Below are 26788 nucleotides of genomic sequence, written 5' to 3' on the forward strand. Positions count from 1 at the left end.
GGCAATGGGCTGTAATTAGTTGATTGAGTAAGGCAATATTAAGCTAAGAATTTTTAAATAGTATTCTTACAAAATTATGAAATAGAACTATGCTTAAATGTAAATCACCCCCCCCCCTGTTTAAACCTAATTTCAGAACATTTAAACTTGCCCCATACTTTTTGTTCCGGAGTTATAAAATTACTTAAACAGTATAGTTTACGAAAGCAAGCTTCAATAGAATAAAACAAAATACATAATATTTATCAACCATGTTTATTAATCAAATAAAATAACAAAACAACAATAAATGTAACTTAATATGAAAAAATTAATTTTAACTTTTAGCATTTTTATGGGTATAGGTTTTGCCGCAAATGCCCAAACACCCACACCTACCCCTGTATCAGTAAAAGAAGCCCCCGAACATACAACGGCTTCGCCTGCCAGCCCCAACTCAAATCAAGGCTCGTTTAGCATTGACGCTGAAGGCAAATTAGTACCTACCAACGCACCAGTTATTGAGTTTGTTGAAGAAACTTTTGATTTTGGTGAATTACCCGAAGGGCCCCAAGCTACCCACGAGTTTAAATTTAAAAATACAGGCACCGAGCCCCTAATTATATCAAACGTAAAAGCCTCGTGCGGGTGTACCACCCCTAACTGGCCCAAAGAGCCCGTTGCGCCAGGTGCCGAAAGCGTAATTACCGCTACTTATAACACACAAGGCCGTGTAGGTCCCTTTACCAAATCTATTACCATTACCTCAAACGCCTCGAGCCCAACTTCGCGGGTAAACATTAAAGGCACAGTGGTGAAAGTAAAAAACGAGTCTTCGCCCAATACAAAATCAGAGTCGATAATTAAAGAATAAAATTATTTAATTTATTTCAACGACTTTAAATAAAATAAAAACCCTGCAAGCCTCAGTTTGCAGGGTTTTTTTGCTAATTTTGCACGTTATTTCTAAACGTTACTCCTTAAAACTATGCCATCTATATCGCAAAAAGGGCAACAAATGCCGGCCTCGCCCATCCGGAAATTAGTACCCTTTGCCGATGCAGCTAAAGAGCGCGGCGTTCATATACACCATTTAAATATTGGCCAACCCGATATTTTTACGCCGCAAGTAATGCTCGATGCGATAAAAAATATCAGTTTTAAAGTCCTTGAGTATAGCCATTCGGCGGGTAATGCCAGCTACCGCAAAGGGTTGGTACAATATTATGCCAGCAAAAATGTTGCCCTTACAACCAACGATATTTTAGTTACTACGGGCGGCTCAGAGGCAATATTGTTTGCCATGATGTGTTGCTGCGACCCCGGAGATGAAATAATTGTACCAGAGCCATTTTACGCCAATTACAACGGTTTTGCAATTACTGCAGGCGTTGTATTAGTGCCGGTAAATGCTTCTATTCATAACGGCTTTGCTTTACCCCCAATTACAAATTTTGAAGCATTAGTTACGCCCAAAACAAAAGCTATTTTAATTTGTAACCCCGGAAACCCAACCGGCTATTTATATACCGATTCAGAGTTGTTAGCACTGCGCGATTTGGTGCTAAAACACGATTTATATTTATTTGCCGATGAGGTTTATAGAGAATTTGTTTACGACGGCGAAACACATACGTCTATACTTACCTTATCCGGATTAGAGGCCAACGCAATTGTAGTTGACAGTATTTCAAAAAGGTATAGTGCTTGTGGTGCTCGTATAGGTATGCTTGTTTCGCGCAATGCAAGTTTTATGCAAACTGCTTTAAAATTTGCCCAAGCCCGCCTTAGCCCCCCCTCGTTTGGGCAAATTGCCGCCGAAGCTGCCCTCGCCTTGCCTGCTAACTATTTTGACGAAGTTTTAACCGAATATACCGATCGCAGAAATATTTTAGTTGATGGACTAAACAAAATACCAGGTGTTTTTTGCCCTAAACCCAAAGGAGCTTTTTACTGTATAGCCAGCCTGCCTATAGCCGATGCCAACCATTTTTGCCAATGGATGTTAGAGCATTTTAACTATAACAACGAAACCGTAATGATGGCGCCTGCAAACGGCTTTTACTCGAAACCCAATTTGGGCCGCAACGAAGTGCGTTTAGCTTATGTACTTAACGGCAACGCCCTTAAACGCGCTTTAACCTGCCTCGAAAAAGGGCTGGCTGCCTATCAAATACAATTTGCCGAGAACCAAAAAGCGGCAACCTAAACAATTGTAAATGGGTTACAAAAATTATATATTTAAATTTAACAACACTATTAATATCAATATTGGTTGGCTGCTTTGCATTGGTTGCCTTGTATTTGGGCATACAACAAAAGCTCAAACAACGCCCCATTCTGCTACCGCCGATACTGCGTTTCAATTTGCAAGTGAAGACACCACCAATAATCCGATATTAAATTTTAACGTGCCTTTGCCAAATTGCAACTGCACAAATGCACCCGATTTTGTAGGGCAGAAAGTAATATTTACGGGCTTGATTGCCGAAACGTACCAGCCCGATTTATCCGGAATTGATATTTTTTATATCAATATTGACCTGCCTTATCCAAAAAATTCTTGCTGTTTTATTATTAGATCATTTAACTTGCAAAAATTTAATTTGGCCCAATTTAAAACCGGAAAACAAATTGCGGTAACCGGCTTTGTTGAATTGTACGAACTTAAAAATGCCGGAAAATCTTTATACGAAATTGAAATTACCGAACCCAATCAGGTTAGTATTTGGTAAATAACTGGTAATGACCTCATCCGGAAATTATTGCCCTTATAAAAACAAAACAATTTCTACCTTCTAATTCATGCTAAAATTTAAGGAACCTTACCTATATCTTCATTAATTAAACATATAGACAGAGATAAAATCCCCCCTCCTCTGGTGGATTTATGCTAAAATACTTTTTGGACTAAATCATTTTGCATGAAAGAAAAAATACTCCTATTCCTTTATACTATTGCCTGCTTTTTTATATGTGGCTATGGTTATGAATCATCGGCCAACAGCAAGCAAATACCCAATTACACCTTTTTAAACGTTACCGCCCAAAAGGGCGACCATATAATTGGCTTGTTAAACCGCTATGCGTTAAGTTCATCAACTTGTTCGATAAGTTTTTTTAGAAAATTAAACAATCTTTCTGATAAAGACCCGCTTTTGCCTAAAAAGGCCTATATTTTACCCATCCGGATATATAAATATGATGGTAAAAGCATCCGTACAACCCTTAATATTGACAATTATCAAACAGCAAAAAATATTGAAAAATATAATGATGACTTATTGAAAAAAAATATCCGGAAAACTAATTTTAGAACTGATAAAAAGCTTTGGGTGCCGTTTGACGATAAGGAATGTACCGAGTCACTTAATTTGTTGTTAGCCTCTAATAACGAAGCGAGCATCAATAACAATACTAAACAAAATACAAATACGGCAGCAACGACAGTAGCAGAAAATAATACGGCTGTCGAAGAAAAACCTTATAGCACAGGTGCGAGTGGAGGCAAATTTCCTATTTTTGGCAAAAGTTTTGAACAAGTTGAACTTAAAAGCAACACCCTTGAGGGTAAAATTTATTATTTGGTAGCCGGACACGGCGGCCCCGACCCCGGTGCAGTAGGCACCCGCAACAAACATACTATTTGCGAAGACGAATACGCTTACGATGTAACCTTACGATTGGCTCGTTGCCTAATTGAACATGGCGCAACGGTTTATTTAATTGTACGCGACAATAATGACGGCATTAGGCAAGATGCCCTGCTTGATTGCGACAAGGATGAGTTCCATTGGGGCGGCTCACAAATTTCGACCGAGCAAATAGAGCGATTAACCGATAGGTGTAACCTTATTAATACACTTTACGCGCAAAACTTAGCTAAAGGTGTGCCGCAAAATTACCAACGCATGATAGAAATACATGTTGATTCGAGGGCGGTAGGCCACCGGCAAGATGTGTTTTTTTATTATTTTGGGGGTAGTGATGATGGGAAAAACTTAGCCAGCCTAATGCAAAACACTCTTCGAAAACAATACGATAAGCACCAAAAAGGGCGAGGCTATTTTGGCACCATAGAAGACCGCGATTTATTTATGCTGCGCAAAACCAATCCAACTTCGGTATATATTGAGCTGGCTAATATTACAAACCCCGACGACCAACAGCGATTAGTAGTGGCAAAAAATCGCCAATTAATTGCCGAATGGCTTTGCCAAGGTGTTTTAGGCGAGTTTATTTCAAAAAAACCAAAAGAAAAGGCAAAAAAAGGCAAAAAAAACAACTAAATTCCGGAATTTTTATTATAAAAACCTAATAATTTAGAATTACCTTTGCTTGTTCTCTTTTGTTTAACTCAAACCAATCTATTCACTTATGTTCAATAGCTGCTACAAAAATAAAATAAAAACTATTGCCCTTTTGTTTCTATTATGTGCGTTTTTTGGGCATCAAAACGTTTTTGCACAACCACTTTTTGAAGTAAATGGTGCAGCCGTCAAAACCTCTGACAATTGTTACACGCTTACCCCCGCTATTAACAACCAAGCTGGCTCAATATGGTGTGTTAATCAGATAGACTTAACTTATTCGTTTGAAACTGAAATGCTTTTGTATTTTGGCTGTGCCGACACCACCAATTGTTTTGAAGATTTAGATAGTGGTGCCGATGGTATTGTGTTTGCTTTTCAACCAGTTTCGACCAGCATAGGTAGTTCGGGAGGTAGTTTAGGCATTGAAGGAGTTGAACCCTCACTTTGTATTGAGTTTGATACCTATCCCAACGGCCAATATGGCGATTTAATAGATGACCATATAGCCGTATATAGCGATGGCGATATTGACCATAACTCTATTAAGTCGTTGGTTGCCCCAGTTACCGCCACCGACCCGCCCACAAATATTGAAAACTGCAGCGAACATACTATAAAAGTTGTGTGGAGTGCTGAAACGCAAAACTTAAAAGTATATTTCGATTGCCAATTGCGCGTTGATTATACCGGAATTAATATTATTGACGATATTTTTGGTGGCGACCCCAACGTATATTGGGGCTTTACGGCAAGCACGGGCGGTTGTAACAACGAGCAGCGTGTTTGTGTAGTTACCGAACCCAGCATAACTACTACCAACCATGCTATTTGTGCAGGTGGTAGCGTTCAAATTGAAGCCATTGGCTTTGGACTCTCTTACGAATGGTCGCCAACCGATGGCCTAAGCGACCCTAACATAGCCAACCCCATAGCAACGCCAACTAAAACAACACAATATGTTGTATTAATAACAGGCCCCGATGGATGTACTACCCCCGAATTAGTAATTGTTACGGTAAACGATGAATTAGTAGTTGATGCAGGTCTTGACATTACCACTTGCCCCGGGCAAGCAGTTCAACTTTTAGTAACACCCGGAGGTGCTACCAAATACGAATGGAGCGACCCAACAATAACACAAAATGCTTTTCCACAAGTAGCGCCTTTAACCACAACCACCTATATTGTTACTGTTACTGATGCCAACGGTTGTGTAGGAAGCGACGAAATTACTGTTTTTGTTGTTGACGATTTACAGGTCTCAGCCGGCGATGATGTTAGCATTTGTCCGGATGAAACAGTGCAACTGCACGTATCGCCTGCCGATGCCGCTACTTATGCGTGGAGCGATGCCAGCATTGAACAATCGGCCAACCCCTCTGTTAGCCCAAGTCAAACAACTACCTATACCGTAACCGTTACCGATGCCAATGGCTGTTTTGGCTCGGCCTCCGTTACCGTAGAAGTTATACCTGTTTCAGACCCCGGCACCATGCCCGATGCCCAATTTGTTTGCGATGGTGCAAGCCTTTCAATTGCCAGTGTTAATCCCGTTATTGCCGAAGGACAAGGGCTGACCTATGTGATGCACACTGCTTCGGGCAATAGTTTGGGCACCGTTTTAGCTATTAATCCGGATGGTAATTTTGATATTACCTCGGCGCCCGGCTTACAAGTAAACACAATTTATTATATATCGGCAGTAGCTGGGCCTTTAAATACCAATGGCAATGTTGATTTTGGCAGCCCTTGTACCCGCGTAGCTCCCGGAACCCAGTGGTGTTTTTTACTGCCAATTAAATTAACCGTTAAAGACTACTGCGACAATGTTAGCACCTTATTTACCCTACAAGTATCGGTTAGCGGTGGCTTGCCCGCCTACGACCCCGCTAACGAAGTGTATAATATTACCGGCGAGTATATGGGTGCCCTCCAATACAACGAAAACGTTACCTTAGGCCCTTCGACAACGCCATTACTTACGTGCTAACCGCCACCGATGCCGCCGGTTGCTTAGGTGTTGACTCGCGGTTTGTTGAGTGCTTAAAAGGTCCGGCAGGTATTGAGTTGGCTGCATTTTATGCCCAAATTCAACCCAATAGCACCGAGCTAATTTGGCAAACAGCTACCCAAACAAATAGCCAATATTTTGTAATTGAAAGCAGCACAGACGGATTTACCTATACAGAGGTTTGTACCGAGCCAGCAGCGGGCAACAGCAACATAATACAAGATTACCAGTGCAGTCACTCAAACCCTGCATCGGATTAACCTATTACCGCCTAACCGAAATTGATGCCAATAATCAAAAAACAATACAAGGCGTAATTAGTGTTATGCGCAGTAAGGCCCAACAAAACAGTTTAGCTATTTCTCAAGTTTCTACCGATGCCAACCAGCAAAACCTTACTTTGTATTTGCAAAAACCCAATGCCAATACGCTTGCAAATATTCAAATATTAAGCACACAGGGGCAAATAGTACAAACAGGGCAAACCCACCACGCTGTTTGGCAAACCGATATTGCGCATCTTCCATCGGGATTGTATTTGTTGATTGCCGAGGTTAATGGTGAAGTAGTGACCAAAAAGATAGTAATAAACAGGTAGATAGCCTATTTACGGCATATTGTTCTTTCCGGATGGCAATTGAAATTAAAAACAATAATCCGGATAGAAACAGAACAAATCCTCTTCATTTTTTAATGGAGGGGATTTGTCTTTAAAACATGTCTGTCTAAATCTATTAGCCTAAGTAACAAAATGAAACTAAATTTACCTTTTTTAAGTTAATACATAAGACAATCCATTTATTTTCTGAGTAAAGAAAAAATTACTTTCAAAAAAGAAATGTTTGGTGTAATTTTCACATATAATAAAAAATAATATCCGGAGAACCTAATTAGTACTATCTATATTAACATAATTTTTTTTACACATGGATCTTTATTTTCTCCCTTTCATTTCGTTTATTGCCTTAATATTGCTATTTGGCAGTTTTTTTGTAGTTCGGCAACAATCAACAGGTATTATTGAGCGTTTTGGAAAATTTATGCGCACTGCTTCGCCCGGGCTTAATTTAAAATTACCTATTATCGACAAAGTAGTGCATAAAATTAATATGCGGGTGCAACAATTAGATGTTGTTGTAGAAACCAAAACTTTAGATGATGTCTTTGTGGACGTTAAAGTATCGGTACAGTACCAAGTAATGCCCGACAAAGTGTTTGAAGCGTATTACAAACTATCGAACATCCACGACCAAATTAGTGCTTACGTTTTTGACGTAGTACGTGCGCGAGTGCCGCAACTTAAGCTTGACGATGTTTTTTCAAAAAAGGAAGATATCGCTGTAGCCGTAAAACACGAATTACACGATACGATGGACGATTTTGGCTACGATATTTTAAAGGCCTTAGTTACAGATATTGACCCCGATGAAATGGTAAAACATGCCATGAACGAAATTAATGCTTCGACCCGTTTGCGTATGGCCGCCGCCGAAAAGGGTGAAGCTGACCGAATTTTAAAAGTAAAAGCCGCCGAGGCCGATGCCCAAAGTAAAGCGCTTGAAGGCAAAGGTATTGCCGACCAACGCCGTGCCATTGTTGAGGGCTTGCACTCGTCTGTAACAGAGTTTCAGCGCTCGTTAGAGGGGGCAACCGCGCAAGATGTGATGACGATTGTTCTTTTATCTCAATATTTTGATACCATGAAAGAAATTGCCGCCCGCGCAAACTCAAATACTATTATGATGCCTAATAATCCATCCGGATTATCTTCACTAACCGAGCAGTTTCGCGATTTAATGATTTTAGCCAATCAAGTAAAGCCAAGGCAGTAGTTGATTAAATTATTATCCACTTAATTGTGTGACCTCGCCATGTTATGCATGAAAGAAAAAGGCAGAACGCGGCGAGGCTTTTTTATATCCTTGCCGGTTTAGAGAAACTATACAGCTAAATAAACAAAAACTGCCAAAACAATTAAGTTTTGGCAGTTTTTTATTAACTCAAATCACCGGTTTGCACTAAAATTAACTATTTATTAGGTAAGTAAACAGCTAATTAAAAATTAACAAACAGAATAATTAAATTATTTGTTAGATGGTTGCGCACCAGTACGGCCTTTAATGTCAGATGGCTTGGTAGCAACTTTTGAAGGTGCGTTAGCGGTACCTGAAGTTGATTTGTTTTCTTCTACTTTACCAGTGCGGCCTTTTATTTCATCCTTTTTGGGTTGCTCTGCTGGTTTTTGTGCTGGTTTGGCAGGTTCTTTTTTTCCTGTATTTTTAGGAGGTGTAGGAGTAGCAGCAGCACCTTTTTTGCCGGCAGCGGCGGCCATAATTGAATCGGCTTTGGCAGCAGCGGCGGCCATAATTGTTTGGTCGCAATTAGCTAAAATGCCTTTTTTAACCTTTTCTACTTCAACTTTGGCCAACGAGTCTATTGTAGCCATTTGTTTGGCCTCTGCTTCTTTGTTTTTGCCGGGGTTATCGCAGCTAAAAAGCGCAACAACGGCCAACAACATTAAAGGAATTAAACGAAGATGTTTCATATTTTGTTTTACTTTTTTTAAGTTGATTTGATGGAAGATAAATAATAATTTGGAATTTGAAATTTTCCGCTTGGGTTAATTTATGCTTAAAAATTGTTTGTTTTATGTATTTTTAAGGTTTATTTTTTTCCAGCGGCGGGTGGTGGGGTAGCGGCAGCGGCTTGTGCTTTTTTAGCATTTACCATTGAGTCGGCTTTTGCCTGAACTTCGGTTTGCATCCGGGTTTGGCATTTTTGTTCGGCTTCGGCTTTAAACGCGGTAGTTTGAGCGGCCACAATCGAATCAACTTTTTGTTTTTGTTTGGCTGGGTCCATAGCCACATTGCCGGGTTTGCCACATGATGCTAAAATTGCAACAAGGCAAAACAAAGCGGCTAAGCTTAAACGAAGATTTTTCATAAGTGTTTCGTTTGATATTAAATTTGTTTTGAGAATTGTTTATTTATAAATTAATTAAGTTTTGGCTTTACAAAATAAGTTTGAACAAAACCAACTGCAAAGTTACGTCAATAAGTGCTAAACTTAGATGTATAAAATGGATTTTTTTTTTATTTTACGTGTAAAGATGTTTTTTTTCTGTCTTTAGGTGCTTTTTACCTCTAATTTCTTTAATTTTATGCTTAATCTTGCTCTTTTTACTAAAAAATGAACAGTGCCATTTAATTTTAGGTGTTATAATTTTATATTGTAAAACTAAATTAGCTAAAATCCAAAACATTTCATTAATATTATCTATCGTGATAATTTAGTTTAAAAGCTCAAAGAATACATTATGCATAAATATATTGATGTAATAGTACAAGCATATTCCGGATATGCAAATTATTTATGGCATGAGATTCTGCATCCTCACCCAAAAAATTATTTTTATTGGTTAATCGGCGTTTCGTTGTTCTTTTGCCCTTGAACTATTAAAACCTGCAGGCCTAACCAAGCAAAATTCCGGAAAGATTTTTGGTTGGATGTATTTTTATATGTTTTTTAATTTTTTTCATTTTTTCGTTAATCATATATAACGCACTCTCGAGCGTGTTTGTAACTGCCTTTAACGATTTTTTGGCAATTTTTAGTATTAAAAATTTAGTGGCTATTAATGTGGCCAGTTGGCCTTGGGCAGCGCAATTAGCATTATTATTCGTAGTGCGCGATTTTGTACAATGGAATATTCATAGGCTACTGCATAGGGTTAACAAACTTTGGGAGTTTCATAAAGTACACCACTCGGTTAAAGAAATGGGCTTTGCCGCCCACCTGCGGTACCATTTTATGGAGAACATAGTGTATCGAACCATTGAGTATATTCCCTTAGCTATGATAGGTTTTGGCGTTACCGACTTTTTTATTGTCCATATTTTTACGCTTGCCTGGGGGCATTACAACCACTCAAACATTTCGATACCCATTGGCCCGCTCAAATACCTGTTTAACAACCCCGAAATGCACATTTGGCACCATGCAAAGTTTTTACCGCCAACTCACCCTTTTGGTGTAAATTTTGGCTTAACCCTAAGTGTTTGGGATTACCTTTTTAAAACCAATTATATTCCGTATGATGGCCGCGAAATTCCGTTAGGCTTTCCGGATGACGAAGATTTTCCGGATGATTTTTTACATCAAAATTTGCACGGCTTAAACTTGCACGCAAAAAATCAAGATAAATAAGTTTCAGCTTACATTAACCGCATAAATCAACAATATAACTAATAATCACTAACAACAAACCACTTCAATAGCGCATGGCCAACAATATTATATTAGCGCCAATATTATTAGCTCAGTTTGTACCTTGGGGTGTTGAGCATTTTTTAACAGTTCTAATTTGGGCTTTAATTGGATTTGTGCTTATTTATTGGGCGCAAAAATTGCCTAAACGACAACAGCATATAATAGCTATTTTATTGAGTTTGCTGCCAGCAGGTACCATGTTGTTGCATGTAGCTGGCAAAATTATGAGCCAAACCTTCGAATTGAAAATTGATTTGCCCCTGCCAATTTGCCATTTTTGCTCGTTGGCCACGCCAATATTGATGGTTAGCAGGCGATTTGCCTTGTTTGAAGTGTTTTACTTTTGGATTATGGTCGGTACGGTACAAGCTATTTTAACCCCCGATTTGTACGATGGTTTTCCGCACTCTAACTACTGGAAATACTGGGTGGCGCATTGTGGACTGGTAATTTGCATTTTGTATTTGGTATTTGTTTATTATATGCGGCCTACACACAAAAGCCTTTGGAAAACATTTTGGATTACACAAATTGTAGTTCCGGTGAGTCTTTTAGCCAATTATTTAACCGGCGGAAACTATAACTATTTATCGCATAAGCCGCCCCAAGGCTCGCTGCTCGATTTTATGGGGCCTTGGCCTTGGTATATTTTAGCCTCGGAGGCGTTAGCTTTGCTTTTATTTTATTTGGCTTATTTACCTTTTGCCTTTAAAACGCACAAACAATCTTAAATTTACAACCAAACAAAACTATCTATAAACAAATACTGAAATGCTTAAAATTGCCTTAATAGGATACGGAAAAATGGGTAAAACTATTGCGCAATTAGCCGCCGAGCAAGGCTGCGAGGTGGTGCTTCAACTCAATAGTGCTACTATGGCTACTATTAGTAACGCCGACCTGCGGCAAGCCCAGGTTGCTATTGAATTTACCCGCCCCGATGCTGCCACTACTAATATTTTGCGTTGCTTTGAGGCGAATTTACCCGTTGTTTGCGGCACTACCGGATGGCACAATGCACTGCCACAAATTGTACAAACCTGCCAAAAACTAAACGGCGCTTTGTTGTATGCAACAAATTTTAGTTTGGGTGTAAACATATTTTTCGCCATCAATAGGCAATTAGCACAACTATTAAATGGAAAAAATTACACCCCTCAAATTACCGAAATTCACCACACCGAAAAATTAGATGCCCCCAGTGGCACCGCTATTACTTTGGCCAATGATATTATAGCAAATAATCCGAATTTATTAGAATGGGTAAACCACGCCGCAACAACTGAAAACCAATTAGCTATTTTGTCTGAGAGGGTTGCCGATGTAAAAGGTACACATATTATAAACTGGCAATCGGCGGTTGACACCCTTAGCATAGCCCATTACGCCCACAACCGAAATGGTTTTGCCCTTGGGGCATTGGTGGCAGCTAAATGGTTGGCAGGTAAGCAGGGTATATTTACTATGAACGATGTTTTAGGCATTCATTAAGAAAATCAAGTTTTAAAAATAATGCATTAATTTAGAAAAAATTAAATCTAACAACTCAATAAAAATAAGAATAATAATAACCCACTCTAACTGGGTGCTTTCGCGGTGTAAATACAGTTCTTTAAAAACAAGTAAATTATCTTCAACCATCCGGAGGGTGTATTCAATACTTCTGAATCGGGTTTGTAAATCAAATGTTTTTACCATCCCCCTGTTTATTTTATCTAAATATTCATCGTCCCAGGCAATATCCGGACTGTCGAAGATATACAAATTTTCAACAATTCTATTTTTAGTATTTAGGGTGCGGCCAATAAATTTTAGCATATTAGTCCGGTTAATATTTAGTTTGCCTTTTACCTCAAGTTGGGTACTAAACTGTTGAACTTCGGCCAATAAATTTTCGCATATTTCTACATATCTGTCTAATGCTACCGACTGCGCTAAGTTAAAAAGCACAATATGCACTACGTTTTCGTTTAGGGTTGGCAGTGTTAGGTCGTTAAAAGTAAATTTAAAATTAGGGTCGGCGGGGTTTACATGTATTATAAAATCGTCCCGCATTTTTTCGGGGTGCAAATTTTTGCAGTATGGTGTAAGCAATTGTAAAAATTTGCTCATGTCAACATCCGAAAGGTTGGCAAAGGCTACCACGCCATATTGCGACAAATAAATATATTGCCCATCGTTGCCATCAATAATCCGGTAAAACAGCTCTGAACTCGACTCGGCTATAAGCAGTCCGGTAAAATTGTCTTTAAAGCGTTTTAGATCTATTTCGTAGGCAATATTTAAAGCAATTATTGGCAGCATATACTTTGCTTTTTCAGATTCAAATAAAATTGTAAATCCGGATAAAAAAGATAAAACTTAGGTGATTATTTAGCCTATTTTCCTTGCAAAGATACTGCAAAATTGCCAAGTCTTTATTTCGAGTGCAGTTTATACTTGGTTTATGCGCGTAAATAGCCCAGTTATTGGGCGTGCTTAATTGAGAGTTAAAACAATAGCCTTCGGTGGTAAAACCCTGTAAATCGTCAATTTGATTGATATTATTTTTAACCATATAGTTTACAAATAAACCTCGCGCTCTTTTGGCAAAAAAACTTATCATTTTTAGCTGGTCGTTTTTATACTCTTTAAATTGAATAGTAAGCACTTGCGCCTTTAATTGCTTGGCAACGATGGCAGCGAAATACTCGTTCGAGGCTAAATTGAGCACCATTTTAGCAGATTTTAAAGAGCCATCATCCGGATACTGCTGACAATTACGTAAAATTTCATTGTTTAGGGCCTGCGTTATTGTTTTACCCCAATATTGGTACAGGTTTTTGCACGAAGCTGATACCACAAAAGCAGTACCCATTTCTAAGCGATAAGGCTGTATGAGGTCTAAAGGGCGTAGCATGCCGTAAAGCCCCGATAAAATCCGGACATGTTGTTGGGCATACAAAAAATTGTCTTCGGTAAAATTGGCTGCTTGTAAACCTAAATATACATCGCCTTTAAAAGCCAATATTGCTTGCCGGGCGTTTTGTGGTGTAAACGGCAAATGCCAGTTAAGGTAACGTTGCATGTTTAGCTCGGCCAATTGCGGGCTTATGCTCATTAAACTTTGCAAGTGCTGCGGTTTTAATTTGCGGAGTTTTTTTATAAGTTGTTCACTTTTATTTAAAAACTGGGGCTGTGTATGGGTAGTTATACTTACGGGCGTGGTAAAATCGAGGGTTTTTGCAGGCGACAACAAGGCAATCATATAAAAAACAAATAAATTAACAATAAATTTGGCCAAACAAGTTATATCGGAAATGTGTAAAGAGGCAAGTTAGCTGCGAAATGTGCAAAGAGGCAAGTTAGCTGCGAAATGTGCAAATATACTCAATAAAAAAAACGTGTAAATATAAAATATCCGGATTATTTTTGTTTGAAATATAAAAGAAACTACACGCCGTGTCTATAAAAGTATCAATTTCTGCCAAAGTAGAGACTCCTTTATCAATATTTGTTACCGGAGGTACGGGCTATATTGGCTCGCGATTAATTAAACTCTTATTGGCAAAAGGGCATAAGGCAACTGCCTTAGTTCGCTCGGGCAGCGAGGCAAAAATACCACCGGGGTGCGATGTTGTTTTAGGCAATGCTTTAGATGCCAGCACCTACAAACATTTGCTAACGCATCAAACTGTTTTTGTGCATTTAATTGGTGTTTCCAAACCAAATCCAAGTAAAACCAAAGCGTTTAACGATATTGATTTGGCAAGTGTTAAAGCGGCAGTAAAGGCAGCAGAGCCAAATTTAATTCAACATTTTGTGTATTTAAGTGTGGCGCAAACCCCATCAAAAATTATGCAATTTTATCAAAATATTCGAGCGCATTGCGAGCAACTGATACTTGCAAAGCACTATACATCTGTAAGCATTTTGCGTCCTTGGTATGTAATAGGACCAGGCCATTACTGGCCTTTGTTATTTTTACCGTTATATTGGCTGCTTAAAAAATTGCCTTCTACCCGTCAAAAAGCGGAAAACCTCGATTTAGTTTGGCTAAATAATATTTTAGCAAATTTGGTTTATGCCATCGAAAACCCCAATAAGAGCCAAGAGATTACTTATTACGAAATTGCCAATATTAAGCAGTTTAGTTTAGAGTAACGGCAGCCCGTCTAAAAACTCTTAGTTTTCAACAAATTTATTGAGAGCTTGTTTTTTGTATTTAATAAATCCGGATGAAATATGTTTTGAGGCGGGCTGCCTTAATTTTATCCGGAAGTAATAGGCTCAAACCAAAGCTTTCAAAATTCAAAATTGAAACTTGCCCAGAACGCGGCAAAGGCAGCTACGGCGGGCGGTTTAGCCAAAAAATCACCTAAATAAAATTTGAGTTGTGCAACGGTTAGCCTTGTTACCACCAGTGGTTCTGTACGTCTGTCTTTGTAAACCATTGTCAGTATTGAGTTTCTGTGTCATTGAGTGTCTGCTGTGCGTTGTGTATTTTTTATTTTCAGAAGGGCAGGAGATTTTTTTTAATTACTCACTTTTTATTTGCTTTCTGTTGGTGTTCGTGAACCGTAAACGGTTTCAATTTTGTCAGACTTGGAAAGGTTGTATCGTCCTGTCATGGGTTTATCGGTGGTTGTTTGCCTTGTGACCAAAGCGTATCAAAAATAAACTCCTTGTATCTTCTCTGAAAGTCCTTGTCCTGCGAAAACTTTTTGAAAATTTCTGTTTGTGTGAAAAGGTATTTCTGCATGAGTTCTTCCAGTTTTTTGTCTGATGAAATTTTTGCGTTCTGTCTGTCGGGTGATGTTACAATAGCATCCATCACTTTAGAGTCCGCTTTCATGTCTGTTGGAATTTGCTCTGTAAGAATTTGATTTACCTTGTCTTTGTCTGTCCAGTCAATGTCGCCAAAACGTTGATTGAAAACTTGCAAGATATTTTCCAATGTGTCTAACTCGGGGTCGCCTTTTCCTCCACCAGCGTCAACTGGAATTGGTTCTACTAAACCTGGGTTGTCGTCCAGTTCAATTTTACCTGTGCCTTGTTTGCTTGGACGGTAGCTGTCCATGTCAATGGTTTCAAGAATTCCTGCTGCAAGGTCTTCGTCATCCTCAATTATAAGTTTCGGAACAAGCATTTTCAAAAACCACCACAACTGCTCGTAATATTGATTTTTGAAGTCAATAATTTTTGTCAGGTAGCTGTAAACCCGCAAGAAGGATTTTGCTTTTGCTTTAAAATCAATTTTCTTATCAACGTCCAATTGTTGATTGAACACAAAAGCACATGAATCTAAAATCGGGTCTAATTTGGTGCGTTCTTCTCCGTTTACATATTTCTCAAAAATCTCTTTTACCTGATGCTCATAAAACACTTCAACCTTATCCATTTTGTCCACCAACTCGTTCAGTTTGTTCGGGTCGGTTTCTTCGCTCAATACGGTTGAAGTGTAGTAAGGGTCAAACGCTTTTTTTATCTCTTCCACATCATTGTAGAAGTCCAACACAAAAGTGTCTTTCTTCCACGGTTTATAAGCACGGTTCACACGTGAAAGCGTTTGCACAGCAGACACACCATACAGACTCTTGTCCACATACATCGTGTGCAGCAGCGGTTGGTCAAATCCTGTTTGGTATTTGTTTGCCACTATCAAAAAACGGTATTGCTTTTTCTTAAAGTGCTTCGGAATGTTGTTTTTCTGTTCCGAAAAATTATTCATTTCTGTTTCGGTGTATTCAACACCTTCATACAGTTTCTTGCCCGAAAACGCTACAATGGATTTGAAAGGCGATTTTATTTCTTTCAAATAATCATCAAACGCCTTTTTGTATTTGATAGCCGCCACAATGCTTTTGGTTACAATCATGGCTTTGGCTTCACCGTTTATCAAATGTTTCACTTCTCGGTTGAAGTGGTCAATCATTATTTTGGCTTTCTCGGCAATGGCAAATTCATGTCCTTCTACATAAGCCCTTAATTTTTGTTGTGCTCGTTTGGTGTCAAATTCGGGATTGCCTTCTGTGGCTTTCACCAATTTGTAGTAAGAATTGTAAGTAGTGTAATGGTTCAATACATCCAAAATAAATTCTTCTTCAATGGCTTGTTTCATGCTGTATAAGTGAAAAGCCACATGCGGAATTTTGATGTTTCCGTTTTCGTCTGTTACTGGCGGTTGCGGAATACCAAATGTTTCAAGCGTTTTGTTTTTGGGTGTTGCAGTAAAGGCAAAGTAAGAACCGTTCTTAATCATTTGCCTGCGTTCAATCAACTCGTTGATTTTATCTTCAAGTGTTGGTTCTTCTTCGTCCTCTTGTTCTTCATCTGATTTGTTTGCCAGCACTGCATTCATTTTGGCACTGGTTTCACCGCTTTGACTGCTGTGTGCTTCGTCTATGATAATGCCAAATTTTAAATTGCCCATGTCCTGCATTTCGTCTAACAAATGTGGAAATGTTTGCACGGTGCAAATGATGATTTTTTTGCGGTTGGCTATGGCATCCCTTAATTGATTGGTTTTGCTTGTGCCTTCGCCTGTAATGGCTTCAACAATTCCTTTCGTTCGGGCAAATTGTTTGATGTTGTCTCGAAGTTGTTTGTCTAAAATCGTTCGGTCGGTTATTACAATTACCGAATCAAAAATATTTTGTTCGCCTGTGGTGTCGTGTAGTCCAATAAGTTGGTGTGCCAACCATGCAATGGAATTTGATTTTCCCGAACCTGCCGAATGTTGAATCAGATATTTTTGCCCAATTCCGTTTTCTTTGGCATGTGCCAAAATTTGCCTAACTGCAGTGAGTTGATGATAACGAGGAAATATCATTTTTCTTTTAATCTTTCCTGTGTCCTCATCTTCTTCCTCAACTACTTGGGCATATTTGTCAATGATATTTGACAAAGAATCTTTGCTCAACACTTCTTCCCACAAATAATGTGTTTTCAGTCCGTTGGGATTTACGGGGTTTCCTTTGCCAAAAGGTGGATTTGGTTTTCCGTCATTCAGTCCTTTGTTGAAGGGTAGAAAGTTGGTTTTCTTTGCTTGCAGGTGAGCACTCATAAACACCAATTCGGTGTCGGCTGCAAAGTGAACCATGCAACGGGCAAACGAAAAGATTTTTTCTTTCGGGTCTCGGTCGTCCTGATATTGTTTGATGCCTTTATGAACGTTTTGTCCGCTCAACGGATTTTTGAGTTCGGTTGTGATAATTGGAATGCCATTGAGGAAAATGGTTAAGTCCAAACGGTTTTCGTGGTCTAAGCTATATTTAAGTTCTTCGGTTACGCTGAAAATATTGGCGTTATAGTTGGCAAGGTCTCTTGCGTTTAAATTACTTACTGGCTGGCGGTAAAATAATTGTATGGTTTTGTCAAAATGCTTTACGCCTTTGCGTAGCACTTCAATCACACCTTCGGTTTTTAGTTTTTCATCTAAGCGGACTAAAAATTGTCTTTCGCCTTTTTTCTGAATAAACTCATACGCCTCTTTTTGAGTGGCTTCTATAAATGCCAAAACCTGTTTGATGTTCAGGCAAAACTCACGGTCAAATTCCTGCGGTGTGCTTACCACATATTTATGCTCATTTACCAAGTAGTTGGCAATGAACTTTTGAAAACCTCTTTCTGATGTATCGGAAAAGTTTAAGTTCATTTCTCTACGCTATGTGATTGTTGGTTAATTAAGAAAGTTCCCAGAACCACATCATTTAAGAACGCTTCCTTAAATTCTTTTACAAGTTTTGCTTCTTTCTGATAAATATTGGTGAGTTTGTCAGCTTCATCAAACATTGAAATCATAACTTCAATGGAAGCAGTATCTGGAATTGGTAGCATAAGTTCCCTAAAGTCAAACCAACTTATATTTTTCCCATCCCGAATACCTGAAATAACTGTATTGAGTAATGCTATAAATGGTTGTGTTTTAAAGAAATATTTGTAGAAACGTTGATATAAATAGTTGTCGTATTGCTCCTGTAAATGGATAATTGTGTATGCTGGGCTTACAATACCTCTATATTCAGAAAATTCAATGCCGCCTTGAAATGAACGCAAACTAATAACGAAGTCATTTGGTGAAACAAGTTTCAATCCTTTGAAATCATTTGGTGAAACAAAATTTTCTTCACACAAATTTTTTGGCAATACGCCTCTGTCTTGAGTAACTGCAAGTAATTCTTCGTTTGGAAAATTCTTGATACTTATTTCTTTAAAAATCCATTTCGCTTTTTCTTGTTGCCAATTGTCAGGTAATTGTTCCCATGTTGGCTTTTCAATTTTATCACTATTGTTAGAGAATTTGACTACTGAAGTATATGAGTTATCTGCTTTAGTGTGTTTGGAAAGGTTCTTTAGAACTGAAACTTTTATTTCATCTTGTTTCAATATTTCGTTACTCAACATTTCAGCATTTTTGGTTGGTATTGAGTTGAAAAAGCATTTTGTAAAATAAATGCTATAGCCCTTCACGGTTTTGCTTTCATCAATCCAAGCATCGGGTATATGTTGCAACACTTCCCGCTCAAAGTATTCATGTATGTCTTGGTCGAGCGGCACATTTTCGGTGTCTCTCAATTCACTATCGGCTACATAATGCACCGTGCCGTCTTTGTCGGTTTTGTCAATCACCCGTTCGGCATCTTCGTTTCGCCAACTAATGTTGTCTAAAATGGTTTTCAGGGCTTTGGCATCTAATTCCAGTTTTAGTTCTTTCACCGTTTTGTTCAGCAATGGCACAAAAGTGTTGTAGTCGTCAAACTGCTTGTCGCCAAAATGCTTTGCCAGTTTTTCGGCTGCTTGCATCAGTTGCAGTTGTGCGTTCCAATGCTCTTGGCTCAACAGTTTGGTTTTGTTGGCAGGCGAAAGTTTTATTTCGTTGCTGGCAAGATGCTTTTCAATTTTGTCTTTGTGCTTTTTCAGTTCAGTGTAACCGCTTTCGCCAATGTGGGTATAAGCCCATTCCATTTCATCACGAATGGCTTTGTCGTAGCGTAAACTTTCCACTGCTTCGGCAGTGAACTTGCAAGAAAGCCGCAAGGGTCGTTCAACGGTTATTTTGTTGTAGCCAAAATACTCGTTGGGGAAAATCTTTGAAATATCAGTTTCCTTAAAGTCAATGTAGAGTTGGGTAAGTTGCTCAATGTGTCCGTTAGGTCCCGTGGTCATTTCACAATTCTTATCACCCAAATTTTTCCGAAGTTTTACATATAAATCTAAAGCATTAATCAATTGCACTTTGCCTTTGCGGTGCTGTGCTTTTTTGTTGCTCACAATCCAGATGTAAGTGGGAATACCTGTGTTGTAAAAAATGTTTTTCGGCAAAGCGATGATGCACTCCAACCAATCGTTTTCAATAATGTATTTGCGTATTTCACTTTCGCCACCACCTGCATCACCTGTAAACAAGGCAGAACCGTTGTGAACGGTTGCAATTCGGCTGCCCAATTCTGTGTTGTGTTTCATTTTGCTAACCATATTCATCAGGAACAAAAGTTGTCCGTCCGATATGGTTGGCAAGCCAATTTGAAATCGTGGGTCTTTGATTACTTCTTTTCCTTTTTTGCCCCGCTCGTCCACAATGGAATCTTCGTCAATTTTCCATGTTTTGCCATAAGGCGGATTGGAAAGCATAAAGTCAAAATGCAAATGCGGAAAGCCGTCTTTGCTCAAAGTAGAACCGTATTTGATGTTGTTGGCGTTTTCGCCTTTAATCAACATATCACTGGTGCAAATGGCGTAGGTTTCGGGGTTTACTTCTTGTCCGTAAAGTTCAAAGTTGGCTTTGCTTTGGGTAATGTCAAGAGCAAAATGCTCTGCTTCGGTAAGCATACCGCCACTGCCGCAGGCAGGGTCGTATATCAAATACGTTCCTTTTTTGATTTTGTCTTTTACTGGCAAAAACAAAATGTGTGTCATCAGTTTAATTATTTCACGGGGCGTAAAGTGTTCTCCGGCTTCTTCGTTGTTTTCTTCGTTAAACTTTCTGATAAGTTCTTCAAACACATAGCCCATTCCCAAGTTGGTTAATGGGGGCAAGGTTTCGCCTCGGCTGTTTTTTGCTTCGTTAGGACTAAGGTTTATTTCCTTGTTGCAGAGCTTGTCAATAAGCAGATACGTAATGCCTGCATCTTTCATAGTTTCTAACTGGTTGCGCAGTTTAAACTTGCTGATGATTTCTTGCACGTTTGGGCTGTAACCGTCTAAGTAGGTTTCCAAGTTGCTGTCAATATTGTCGGCATCATTCAGCAAGGTCTCAAAAGTGAATTTAGAAGTGTTCCAAAACGGATAACCTGTCACGTTTTGTAAAGCAGATTTATTGTCAATCTTCTCTTGCTTCATGAAAGCGTCCGCTTCAAGCACTTTGTCTTTGGTCGGCACAAGTAAAGCGTCTAAACGCCTTAAAACGGTGAATGGCAAAATAATGTCACGGTATTTACCTCTTACAAAAACATCACGCAACACGTCGTCAGCAATGCTCCATATAAAACTTACTATTTGGTTGTGTACTTTTTGGTTCATCTGTCGCTGTTACTTATTACAATTATTAGGTTTGTGAATATCGGTAATTTAATTGGTGCGTTGGCAAAAAACAATCGGCAAACTGACGCAAAACCCGTGTGCCTGTTGCACAACTCAAAGGTAGTGAAAAATTAATATACAAAAAAAATTGGGTGAAATATTTTTAAAAAGAATAGGAAAACTCAATAATTTGTAGTATATTTGCCTGCATTATGCAAGGACGAAAACAGCTTACTCCGCAACTCTTTTACCAACTAAGTTTAGACCAATTAGTTCCGGAAGATAATTTTTACCGCCGGATAAACAATCCGCTAAATCTTGATTTTTTAAACTCAGGCCAATAAACACGTTTTAATGGCGGCTTTGGGCTATAATTTGAAGAAACTGTTAAAATTTATCCGGAAAATGCGCTGATGCAATTTTATCCGGAAGTAATAGGCTCAAACCAAGGCTTTCAAAAAAAGGGAACTTCCATTTATTTATCCCAAAATTGAGATTTGCCCAAAACGCGGCAAAGGCAGCTACGGCGGGCATTTTAGCCCAAAAATCACCTAAATAAAATTTGAGTTGTGCAATGGTTATCCGTGTTATAGGGCATGTGTGGAATGATACGGCTGAGTGCTGCCAGCATAATCATGGCACAGATAAAACTAAAACGAATGTTGATTTTTTTATTTATGATATTTGTTATTTAAAATAAAAATCCCCAGGAATAATGCCTGCCAGAAAACTTGTAACTAAATTTCCATCAGGTTTGTAGATGTATATTTTGCCACGCTGCACATAATCTATTGCATCTGTAATGTAAATGTTTCCATTGTGCGGATTGATTCCGAGGCCATAAAAGTTTCTTCCGTTTTGAGAAATAAATGCTGATGATGGCAGTGTATTATCAGTAACTGCCATACGATAACAGCCGTTATTGAGAAAATATAAAGTATCGTGAGTACCGTTAAGGTCCAATCTCCAAGGTGAATCTGCGCTATTGATGAAGGTGTAGGAACTCTCAATTGTGTTGTTAACGGGATTGATGCGATGCAACGAAGCGTTGATATTGCTGCTTTGCTTACCACTACACAACACCCAAAGTTTTCCGTTTTTATCTTCAACAATAGAATTGGAACCGTAACCGATGGTAATACTGTCTGTCAATACATCGTTCAGCGAATTGATAACATAAAGTTTGTCGTGCAATTCGTTGGTTACAAAAACTTTTCCGTAAGCCAAAGCAAGTTCTTCTGTCCAACCTGCACAAGGTATTGTTCCGGTTACTGTGTTGCTGCTTAAATCGGCTATTGAAATGTTGTTGGAATACAAATCGGTGATATATGCCTTGCTGTTGCTAACAGGAAGAAAGTATCTTGGTGAATTAAAACCTGTAATGGTAGCTATTGAAACAAATGTGTTGGGATTGACAACTTCTACTTTGCCGGAATTATTTACTACGATGTATGCTTTGTTATTGAACACATACATACTCTGGCATACATCGCCAAGCGGACGGTTGTTGGCAGGTTGAAATAAATCCAAAGCCGCATTGGCCATTCCATCGGCATAATAACTTACGGCTGCATTGCCAAACTGAAAGTTGCCTTCGTTGATAATGTAAACGCCATTATTGCCTGAAGAAATAATAGTTCCATTGTCGGGCTCAGGCGGTTCATCCTTTTTGCAGGATGCAGCCAAAAGCAGAAGCGCAGCAATAAAAAATAAATACTTTTTAGTCATGTTTTACAAGCAGTTTTTTTGTTACAGTTTTTTTGTTGTCTGCTATTGCCAAAAAATATATTCCATCGGGTAAGGCAGAAACATTAATTGCTTGTGTTTGAACTATTGATGCTATTGATTTTACAATTTGTCCCAAATTATTTGTCAGCGTAATTGATTTTATTTCGTCATTGCCATTGTTCTGAATAAATACAATCCTGTTTGCAGGATTTGGATAAATGATGAAATTATTTTTTGCGGATAAATCATTTACTCCGGTTGTGCCTGTGTGAATAACACCTACTGCATCCAAATCAAAACCACTTGAAGCAAAAGGAGTACTCCACGGGTCGTTAATGATGTTTCCGAACTGGTCGTGAGTAGCGTAAGCAGTTTGAATGCAGCCCACCACATCAATAATTTTTACATGAGTGATTGCATTGATGTTTAAACCGACTTGTCCTGATAGCTGCTGTAAATCAAATGGAGTTCCATACAAAGCACGATACTTTCCGGCAAGGTTATCAATCTTTGTTGCGTCAATGCTTCCGAAACCATCAACCTGTAAGGTGTCTTGTGTGTTGGAGGTGCAGGGAAAGCGGAAATAATTTATTCCGTCAGAGCTAACTTCCACAAGAGCTAATTCAAGAAAAGTATCACTGAAACTATTTTCAAAAACAGCGAAGTCCCAACCTGTAGCATCGCCTATAGGCTTTTCAAAGGTGAGGATGGCATAACCTCCATCGCCTAAACTTACTACGCCGTTCGTGCCTGCCACACCTAAAGCCATGGAACTGTCGCCTGTTGTTGCATAACCAAGCGTTTGGTTTGAAATATCCTGATAACCTCTTACAACAGAACATCCGGTTGCCCATGTTACAAAAACAGAACTGTCTTTATAGATGGCTGTTGTGCCCGGTTGCCCCGCAGGTGGCGCAAATTGGCCGTAAGTGTTTAGAAGTATAATTGGCAATAGGAAAATTATAAATATTATATTTCTAATCATTGTTTTATAAATGTTTTGGATGTTATAACTGCATTCTCTGAAACAGTAATGTTATAAGTGCCTTTAGGAAATTTCGTTAAAGGAATTTGTATTGAGGTTGAAAAAGTACTTTCTGTAAAAACTATTCTGCCTGTAATATCAGTGATTTTTATTTCTGCCAGATTGTGTTGCGTATTATTAAGCTGTACATTAATAAAATCACTTGAAGGGTTTGGAAACACATTAACTCCGGTTGAATTATTTATTTGATTCACCCCTGTTGCTACATCTGCAGTTGAAAAATTATCAATGCAAAAATAAGCCGGAGTATTTATTCCAAAGGCTCCGGCATCAGTTGATGACAATTCAAAGCTGAGACTATCCACATTTCCCAGTGAAGTCAGATCAACCCACTGCCAGGTTTTTACAATATAGTCCTGAGTATTGTTTGCAAAGCGATAATCAGCCAGATAAAATTCAACACTGTCATTTGTCATTACACCGCCATACCAATTGCGTATCGTAAGTTTAAACCAATCGGGATCGTTGCCTGTAGGTCCTCCAAATTTTTTTGCAAATGCATCACCGTCTCTCATACTTAAAGCAGCAATGGTTGAATTGGTGATGTAAAAACCGTTTACCACTTTACCTATTGCAGTTGGATTTAAATTAACCCTGGCACCATAAGTGCCTTCAGCATAAATGGAAGAGCCATTATATCCGATGGCTGTTATGGCACTATATAAATTTGCAAATCCGGCAGTTGTGCTGTCCTGCATATTACTGTATCCCCATCCGGTTACCCAATAAGAAAAACCAGCATCATAGTAATTAGGAAAGATGGCATTACCACTGATAAAACTTGTTCCACCGGGCGCTGATGCGCCATCCCAATAAGAATTGGGGACAAGCGTAAGCGATTCAAAATCAGAAACAGTTTGTGCATTTGCTTTCGCACTTATCAATATCAATATTGAAAGTGCAAGTTTTTGTAATTGATTTTTCATTTTGCTGAAATTGATTGGTTGATTGATTTGTTTTGTCATGACTTTGTTTGTTTATTAAATTGAATTGAAATTCCTCCGTTAATATTTACGCTGGGCATGGCACGATTGCTCAAGACCTGATACTGCTCATTCCAGATATTATTTGCCTGAAAGAAAATATCTGCACTGGTGCTTTTGAATTTCAGCTTGTAAGAAATGTAAGCCGAACCTAAATCATAAGGTGTCAGGTACTGTGTGTTGTCTGTCGAAGTATAGCGGTAGCCAATATAATTATGACGGTAAGTTATCTGAAGATTTTTATACGCAACTGATAATTTTGCCATGCCACTATACATAGGTGTATAGATTAACTGCCTGTTAACTGAATTATCGTTTTCTGTTTTTGCTGTTCTGTTTGTTGATTGAACATAATTGGTGAGAACGGCAAAAGTGATTTTTGTTTTTCCGGATGTAATTGCCAATGAATTGTTTGTTTCTATTCCACGACTCCAAACATTCATAATGTTTTGCGGACTCCAATACCAAACTCCGGGCAACCATAAAATCCAATTTTTAATATTGCGGTTGAATACGGTTAAATCTGTTTTGAGAAGGAAAGTTTTGTTTTTTAAAATTAAGTTCAGCCCTGCTTCTTCGGCATAGCCATCTTCGGGTTTTAAGTTAGCATTGCCGCCGGGAACCCAATACAAATCATTGAAGGTTGGAATGCGATATACTTTTGAAAAATTTGCTCTTGCTGAAAGGAATTTGGTAATTGCATACTGCCCACCTGCTGAATAGGCGAAAGGAATAAATGAATTATTCAGCAATTCTTCCCGTGCTGATAAACTTGCACTAAGTTTTTTGTTTAGTGATGTAAAAAGGTAGGAAGCGAATAATGCAAAACGGTTTTGGCGTGAGTCTGTTTCAAAGCTGCGGTTGCTTGCCGTTGAATAAGTATTGTGGATTCCCACATTCACAAAATGAGTTTTGCTTAATGTGATTTTAGTTTCTGCCTCTGCAATCAGTTGTTGGGTTTTGCTTGTTTCGGAAAAATCTGCAAGCCCGTCAGAGTAAACCAATTTTTCATTGAGCCATGCAGCACGTATAAAGGTTGCCGTTTTCCTCTTTTCGTATTTCCATTCTGATGTGAGCCGCAGCGCATCATCTGTTTGGTTTGATTTACTTTCTTTCTGCAACATTGTTGGCGGTATGTTGCGGTCGGTATATTGCAACCAAGCGTTGACGCTTAAAATTTGATTGCTATTAATCAGAAATTTGTTTTCGCTGATGATGCCCCGATTTTTTAATTCTCCATTTGATTGCTTAACGGTAGCTTCAGAAGCAGAATAAATATTGGAGTATTTAAAATCATTTTTTGCAGAAGCATTAAAAACTTTCAGTGATGAAACGAATTTCTTTTTGCTTACTTCAACTAAAATATTTTGGCGATAGTCAGAAAAATTTCCAGCATATAAATTTACTCTTGCGGTAATGCTTTGGCCAAACTTTGGGTTATTGAGTAAATGAATTACTCCGGCAACTGCTCCGCTGCCAAACAAAGCACTGCCGCCGCCATATTGCAGCTTAATGTTGTCGGCTGCACCGGTGGGAACAAGTGATAAATCAAGTTGCCCGTTCATGGGGCTTGAAAGTGAAATACCGTTCCATAATACTGCCGTGTGATAAGCACTGCCACCCCTGAAAGAAGTGGTCGCCAACGAACCTAATCCGTAGGACTTGATGAACAAAGGGCTTTCGTCAGCTAATAAGTCAGTTAAGTTTTTCTGGTCGTATGCTGCTTTGGTTAATGAATCAAACTCAGTGGTTTTTAAGCCGGGGGTGAAGCCGGAAATTCTTGGGGCTTCTACTGTTACTTCTTTCAAAAGAAATACAGAATCGAAAACTGCCTGTTGTGCAAAAGCGGAACCCGCCCGCAAACAGGAAAGAAAAAACAGTAGGAATAAGTATTTATTCTGCATGGTATCCGATTTTGTCATTACAGCATTTCGCAATGCTTCGGAAATAGAGCAGCAGA

The 26788-nt window shown here is 38.7% G+C and carries 22 protein-coding genes and 1 pseudogene; 13 read left to right on the plus strand and 10 right to left on the minus strand.

What is annotated here, in order from left to right:
* Positions 1 to 301 precede the first annotated feature (301 nt).
* The 8 genes from IPI59_15760 to IPI59_15795 all read left to right on the plus strand — a co-directional run bounded on the left by IPI59_15760 (position 302) and on the right by IPI59_15795 (position 8135).
* Positions 302 to 853 (plus strand): DUF1573 domain-containing protein, encoded by a 552-nt coding sequence (locus IPI59_15760; GenBank protein MBK7528951.1) that lies wholly within the window; start codon positions 302 to 304, stop codon positions 851 to 853.
* Between the two features lie 114 nt (positions 854 to 967).
* The gene (locus IPI59_15765; GenBank protein ID MBK7528952.1) at positions 968 to 2188 is read left to right on the plus strand and encodes a pyridoxal phosphate-dependent aminotransferase; all 1221 of its coding nucleotides are present in this window, start codon (positions 968 to 970) and stop codon (positions 2186 to 2188) included.
* A gap of 10 nt (positions 2189 to 2198) precedes the next feature.
* The gene (locus IPI59_15770; GenBank protein MBK7528953.1) at positions 2199 to 2714 is read left to right on the plus strand and encodes a hypothetical protein; all 516 of its coding nucleotides are present in this window, start codon (positions 2199 to 2201) and stop codon (positions 2712 to 2714) included.
* Positions 2715 to 2903: 189 nt separating this feature from the next.
* Positions 2904 to 4268, plus strand: a complete 1365-nt coding sequence (locus IPI59_15775; GenBank protein ID MBK7528954.1) for an N-acetylmuramoyl-L-alanine amidase — start codon at positions 2904 to 2906, stop codon at positions 4266 to 4268.
* 133 nt (positions 4269 to 4401) lie between these two features.
* The gene (locus IPI59_15780; protein ID MBK7528955.1) at positions 4402 to 6282 is read left to right on the plus strand and encodes a hypothetical protein; all 1881 of its coding nucleotides are present in this window, start codon (positions 4402 to 4404) and stop codon (positions 6280 to 6282) included.
* Positions 6276 to 6563 (plus strand): hypothetical protein, encoded by a 288-nt coding sequence (locus IPI59_15785; protein ID MBK7528956.1) that lies wholly within the window; start codon positions 6276 to 6278, stop codon positions 6561 to 6563. The genes IPI59_15780 and IPI59_15785 overlap by 7 nt, the downstream gene beginning before the upstream one ends.
* The gene (locus tag IPI59_15790) at positions 6533 to 6901 is read left to right on the plus strand and encodes a T9SS type A sorting domain-containing protein (GenBank protein MBK7528957.1); all 369 of its coding nucleotides are present in this window, start codon (positions 6533 to 6535) and stop codon (positions 6899 to 6901) included. The genes IPI59_15785 and IPI59_15790 overlap by 31 nt, the downstream gene beginning before the upstream one ends.
* Before the next feature lie 328 nt (positions 6902 to 7229).
* Complete coding sequence (locus IPI59_15795) at positions 7230 to 8135, plus strand: SPFH domain-containing protein (protein ID MBK7528958.1); 906 nt, start codon at positions 7230 to 7232, stop codon at positions 8133 to 8135.
* A gap of 251 nt (positions 8136 to 8386) precedes the next feature.
* Here the strand turns inward: IPI59_15795 and IPI59_15800 are convergent, their stop codons facing one another.
* On the minus strand, positions 8387 to 8848 hold the full coding sequence (locus IPI59_15800) for a hypothetical protein (protein MBK7528959.1): 462 nt from the start codon (positions 8846 to 8848) through the stop codon (positions 8387 to 8389).
* Between the two features lie 119 nt (positions 8849 to 8967).
* Complete coding sequence (locus tag IPI59_15805; protein ID MBK7528960.1) at positions 8968 to 9246, minus strand: hypothetical protein; 279 nt, start codon at positions 9244 to 9246, stop codon at positions 8968 to 8970.
* A gap of 373 nt (positions 9247 to 9619) precedes the next feature.
* On the opposite strand from IPI59_15805, the pseudogene IPI59_15810 reads away from it, so the two are divergent.
* The 3 genes and pseudogenes from IPI59_15810 to dapB all read left to right on the plus strand — a co-directional run bounded on the left by IPI59_15810 (position 9620) and on the right by dapB (position 12063).
* Positions 9620 to 10509 (plus strand): annotated as a pseudogene (locus IPI59_15810) (sterol desaturase family protein).
* A 74-nt stretch (positions 10510 to 10583) separates the two neighbouring features.
* Complete coding sequence (locus tag IPI59_15815) at positions 10584 to 11303, plus strand: TIGR02206 family membrane protein (GenBank protein ID MBK7528961.1); 720 nt, start codon at positions 10584 to 10586, stop codon at positions 11301 to 11303.
* A gap of 40 nt (positions 11304 to 11343) precedes the next feature.
* Positions 11344 to 12063, plus strand: coding sequence for a 4-hydroxy-tetrahydrodipicolinate reductase (gene dapB, locus IPI59_15820; GenBank protein ID MBK7528962.1), 720 nt, complete (start codon positions 11344 to 11346; stop codon positions 12061 to 12063).
* Positions 12064 to 12075: 12 nt separating this feature from the next.
* Here dapB and IPI59_15825 read toward each other — a convergent pair whose 3' ends face one another.
* Positions 12076 to 12876, minus strand: a complete 801-nt coding sequence (locus IPI59_15825; protein MBK7528963.1) for an RMD1 family protein — start codon at positions 12874 to 12876, stop codon at positions 12076 to 12078.
* A gap of 19 nt (positions 12877 to 12895) precedes the next feature.
* Entirely contained in the window at positions 12896 to 13819 is a 924-nt protein-coding gene (yaaA, locus tag IPI59_15830) for a peroxide stress protein YaaA (GenBank protein ID MBK7528964.1), read from the minus strand.
* A 212-nt stretch (positions 13820 to 14031) separates the two neighbouring features.
* Between yaaA and IPI59_15835 the strand changes: the two genes are divergently transcribed.
* Entirely contained in the window at positions 14032 to 14715 is a 684-nt protein-coding gene (locus IPI59_15835; GenBank protein MBK7528965.1) for an SDR family oxidoreductase, read from the plus strand.
* A gap of 74 nt (positions 14716 to 14789) precedes the next feature.
* Entirely contained in the window at positions 14790 to 14933 is a 144-nt protein-coding gene (locus IPI59_15840) for a hypothetical protein (protein MBK7528966.1), read from the plus strand.
* A 245-nt stretch (positions 14934 to 15178) separates the two neighbouring features.
* Here IPI59_15840 and IPI59_15845 read toward each other — a convergent pair whose 3' ends face one another.
* The 6 genes from IPI59_15845 to IPI59_15870 form a co-directional block, all read right to left on the minus strand.
* Complete coding sequence (locus IPI59_15845; protein ID MBK7528967.1) at positions 15179 to 18208, minus strand: type I restriction endonuclease subunit R; 3030 nt, start codon at positions 18206 to 18208, stop codon at positions 15179 to 15181.
* Positions 18205 to 21072, minus strand: coding sequence for an N-6 DNA methylase (locus IPI59_15850; GenBank protein MBK7528968.1), 2868 nt, complete (start codon positions 21070 to 21072; stop codon positions 18205 to 18207). The genes IPI59_15845 and IPI59_15850 overlap by 4 nt, the downstream gene beginning before the upstream one ends.
* A 687-nt stretch (positions 21073 to 21759) precedes the next feature.
* Positions 21760 to 22800: a surface layer protein gene (locus IPI59_15855; protein MBK7528969.1), complete on the minus strand. Its 1041-nt coding sequence runs from the start codon at positions 22798 to 22800 to the stop codon at positions 21760 to 21762.
* Positions 22793 to 23785, minus strand: coding sequence for a T9SS type A sorting domain-containing protein (locus IPI59_15860; protein MBK7528970.1), 993 nt, complete (start codon positions 23783 to 23785; stop codon positions 22793 to 22795). The genes IPI59_15855 and IPI59_15860 overlap by 8 nt, the downstream gene beginning before the upstream one ends.
* Entirely contained in the window at positions 23782 to 24810 is a 1029-nt protein-coding gene (locus IPI59_15865; protein ID MBK7528971.1) for a DUF4465 domain-containing protein, read from the minus strand. The genes IPI59_15860 and IPI59_15865 overlap by 4 nt, the downstream gene beginning before the upstream one ends.
* Entirely contained in the window at positions 24807 to 26732 is a 1926-nt protein-coding gene (locus IPI59_15870; protein ID MBK7528972.1) for a TonB-dependent receptor, read from the minus strand. The genes IPI59_15865 and IPI59_15870 overlap by 4 nt, the downstream gene beginning before the upstream one ends.
* Positions 26733 to 26788 lie beyond the last annotated feature (56 nt).

This window comes from Sphingobacteriales bacterium, from assembly GCA_016706405.1.
Classification (GTDB): domain Bacteria; phylum Bacteroidota; class Bacteroidia; order Chitinophagales; family UBA2359; genus BJ6.

Coding starts and splice junctions, on each gene's coding strand:
- IPI59_15760 (MBK7528951.1), top strand. CDS start 302: ATGAAAAAATTAATTTTAACTTTTAGCATTTTTATGGGTATAGGTTTT.
- IPI59_15765 (MBK7528952.1), top strand. CDS start 968: ATGCCATCTATATCGCAAAAAGGGCAACAAATGCCGGCCTCGCCCATC.
- IPI59_15770 (MBK7528953.1), top strand. CDS start 2,199: ATGGGTTACAAAAATTATATATTTAAATTTAACAACACTATTAATATC.
- IPI59_15775 (MBK7528954.1), top strand. CDS start 2,904: ATGAAAGAAAAAATACTCCTATTCCTTTATACTATTGCCTGCTTTTTT.
- IPI59_15795 (MBK7528958.1), top strand. CDS start 7,230: ATGGATCTTTATTTTCTCCCTTTCATTTCGTTTATTGCCTTAATATTG.
- IPI59_15800 (MBK7528959.1), bottom strand. CDS start 8,848: ATGAAACATCTTCGTTTAATTCCTTTAATGTTGTTGGCCGTTGTTGCG.
- IPI59_15805 (MBK7528960.1), bottom strand. CDS start 9,246: ATGAAAAATCTTCGTTTAAGCTTAGCCGCTTTGTTTTGCCTTGTTGCA.
- IPI59_15815 (MBK7528961.1), top strand. CDS start 10,584: ATGGCCAACAATATTATATTAGCGCCAATATTATTAGCTCAGTTTGTA.
- dapB (MBK7528962.1), top strand. CDS start 11,344: ATGCTTAAAATTGCCTTAATAGGATACGGAAAAATGGGTAAAACTATT.
- IPI59_15825 (MBK7528963.1), bottom strand. CDS start 12,876: ATGCTGCCAATAATTGCTTTAAATATTGCCTACGAAATAGATCTAAAA.
- yaaA (MBK7528964.1), bottom strand. CDS start 13,819: ATGATTGCCTTGTTGTCGCCTGCAAAAACCCTCGATTTTACCACGCCC.
- IPI59_15840 (MBK7528966.1), top strand. CDS start 14,790: ATGAAATATGTTTTGAGGCGGGCTGCCTTAATTTTATCCGGAAGTAAT.
- IPI59_15845 (MBK7528967.1), bottom strand. CDS start 18,208: ATGAACTTAAACTTTTCCGATACATCAGAAAGAGGTTTTCAAAAGTTC.
- IPI59_15850 (MBK7528968.1), bottom strand. CDS start 21,072: ATGAACCAAAAAGTACACAACCAAATAGTAAGTTTTATATGGAGCATT.
- IPI59_15855 (MBK7528969.1), bottom strand. CDS start 22,800: ATGACTAAAAAGTATTTATTTTTTATTGCTGCGCTTCTGCTTTTGGCT.
- IPI59_15860 (MBK7528970.1), bottom strand. CDS start 23,785: ATGATTAGAAATATAATATTTATAATTTTCCTATTGCCAATTATACTT.
- IPI59_15865 (MBK7528971.1), bottom strand. CDS start 24,810: ATGACAAAACAAATCAATCAACCAATCAATTTCAGCAAAATGAAAAAT.
- IPI59_15870 (MBK7528972.1), bottom strand. CDS start 26,732: ATGCAGAATAAATACTTATTCCTACTGTTTTTTCTTTCCTGTTTGCGG.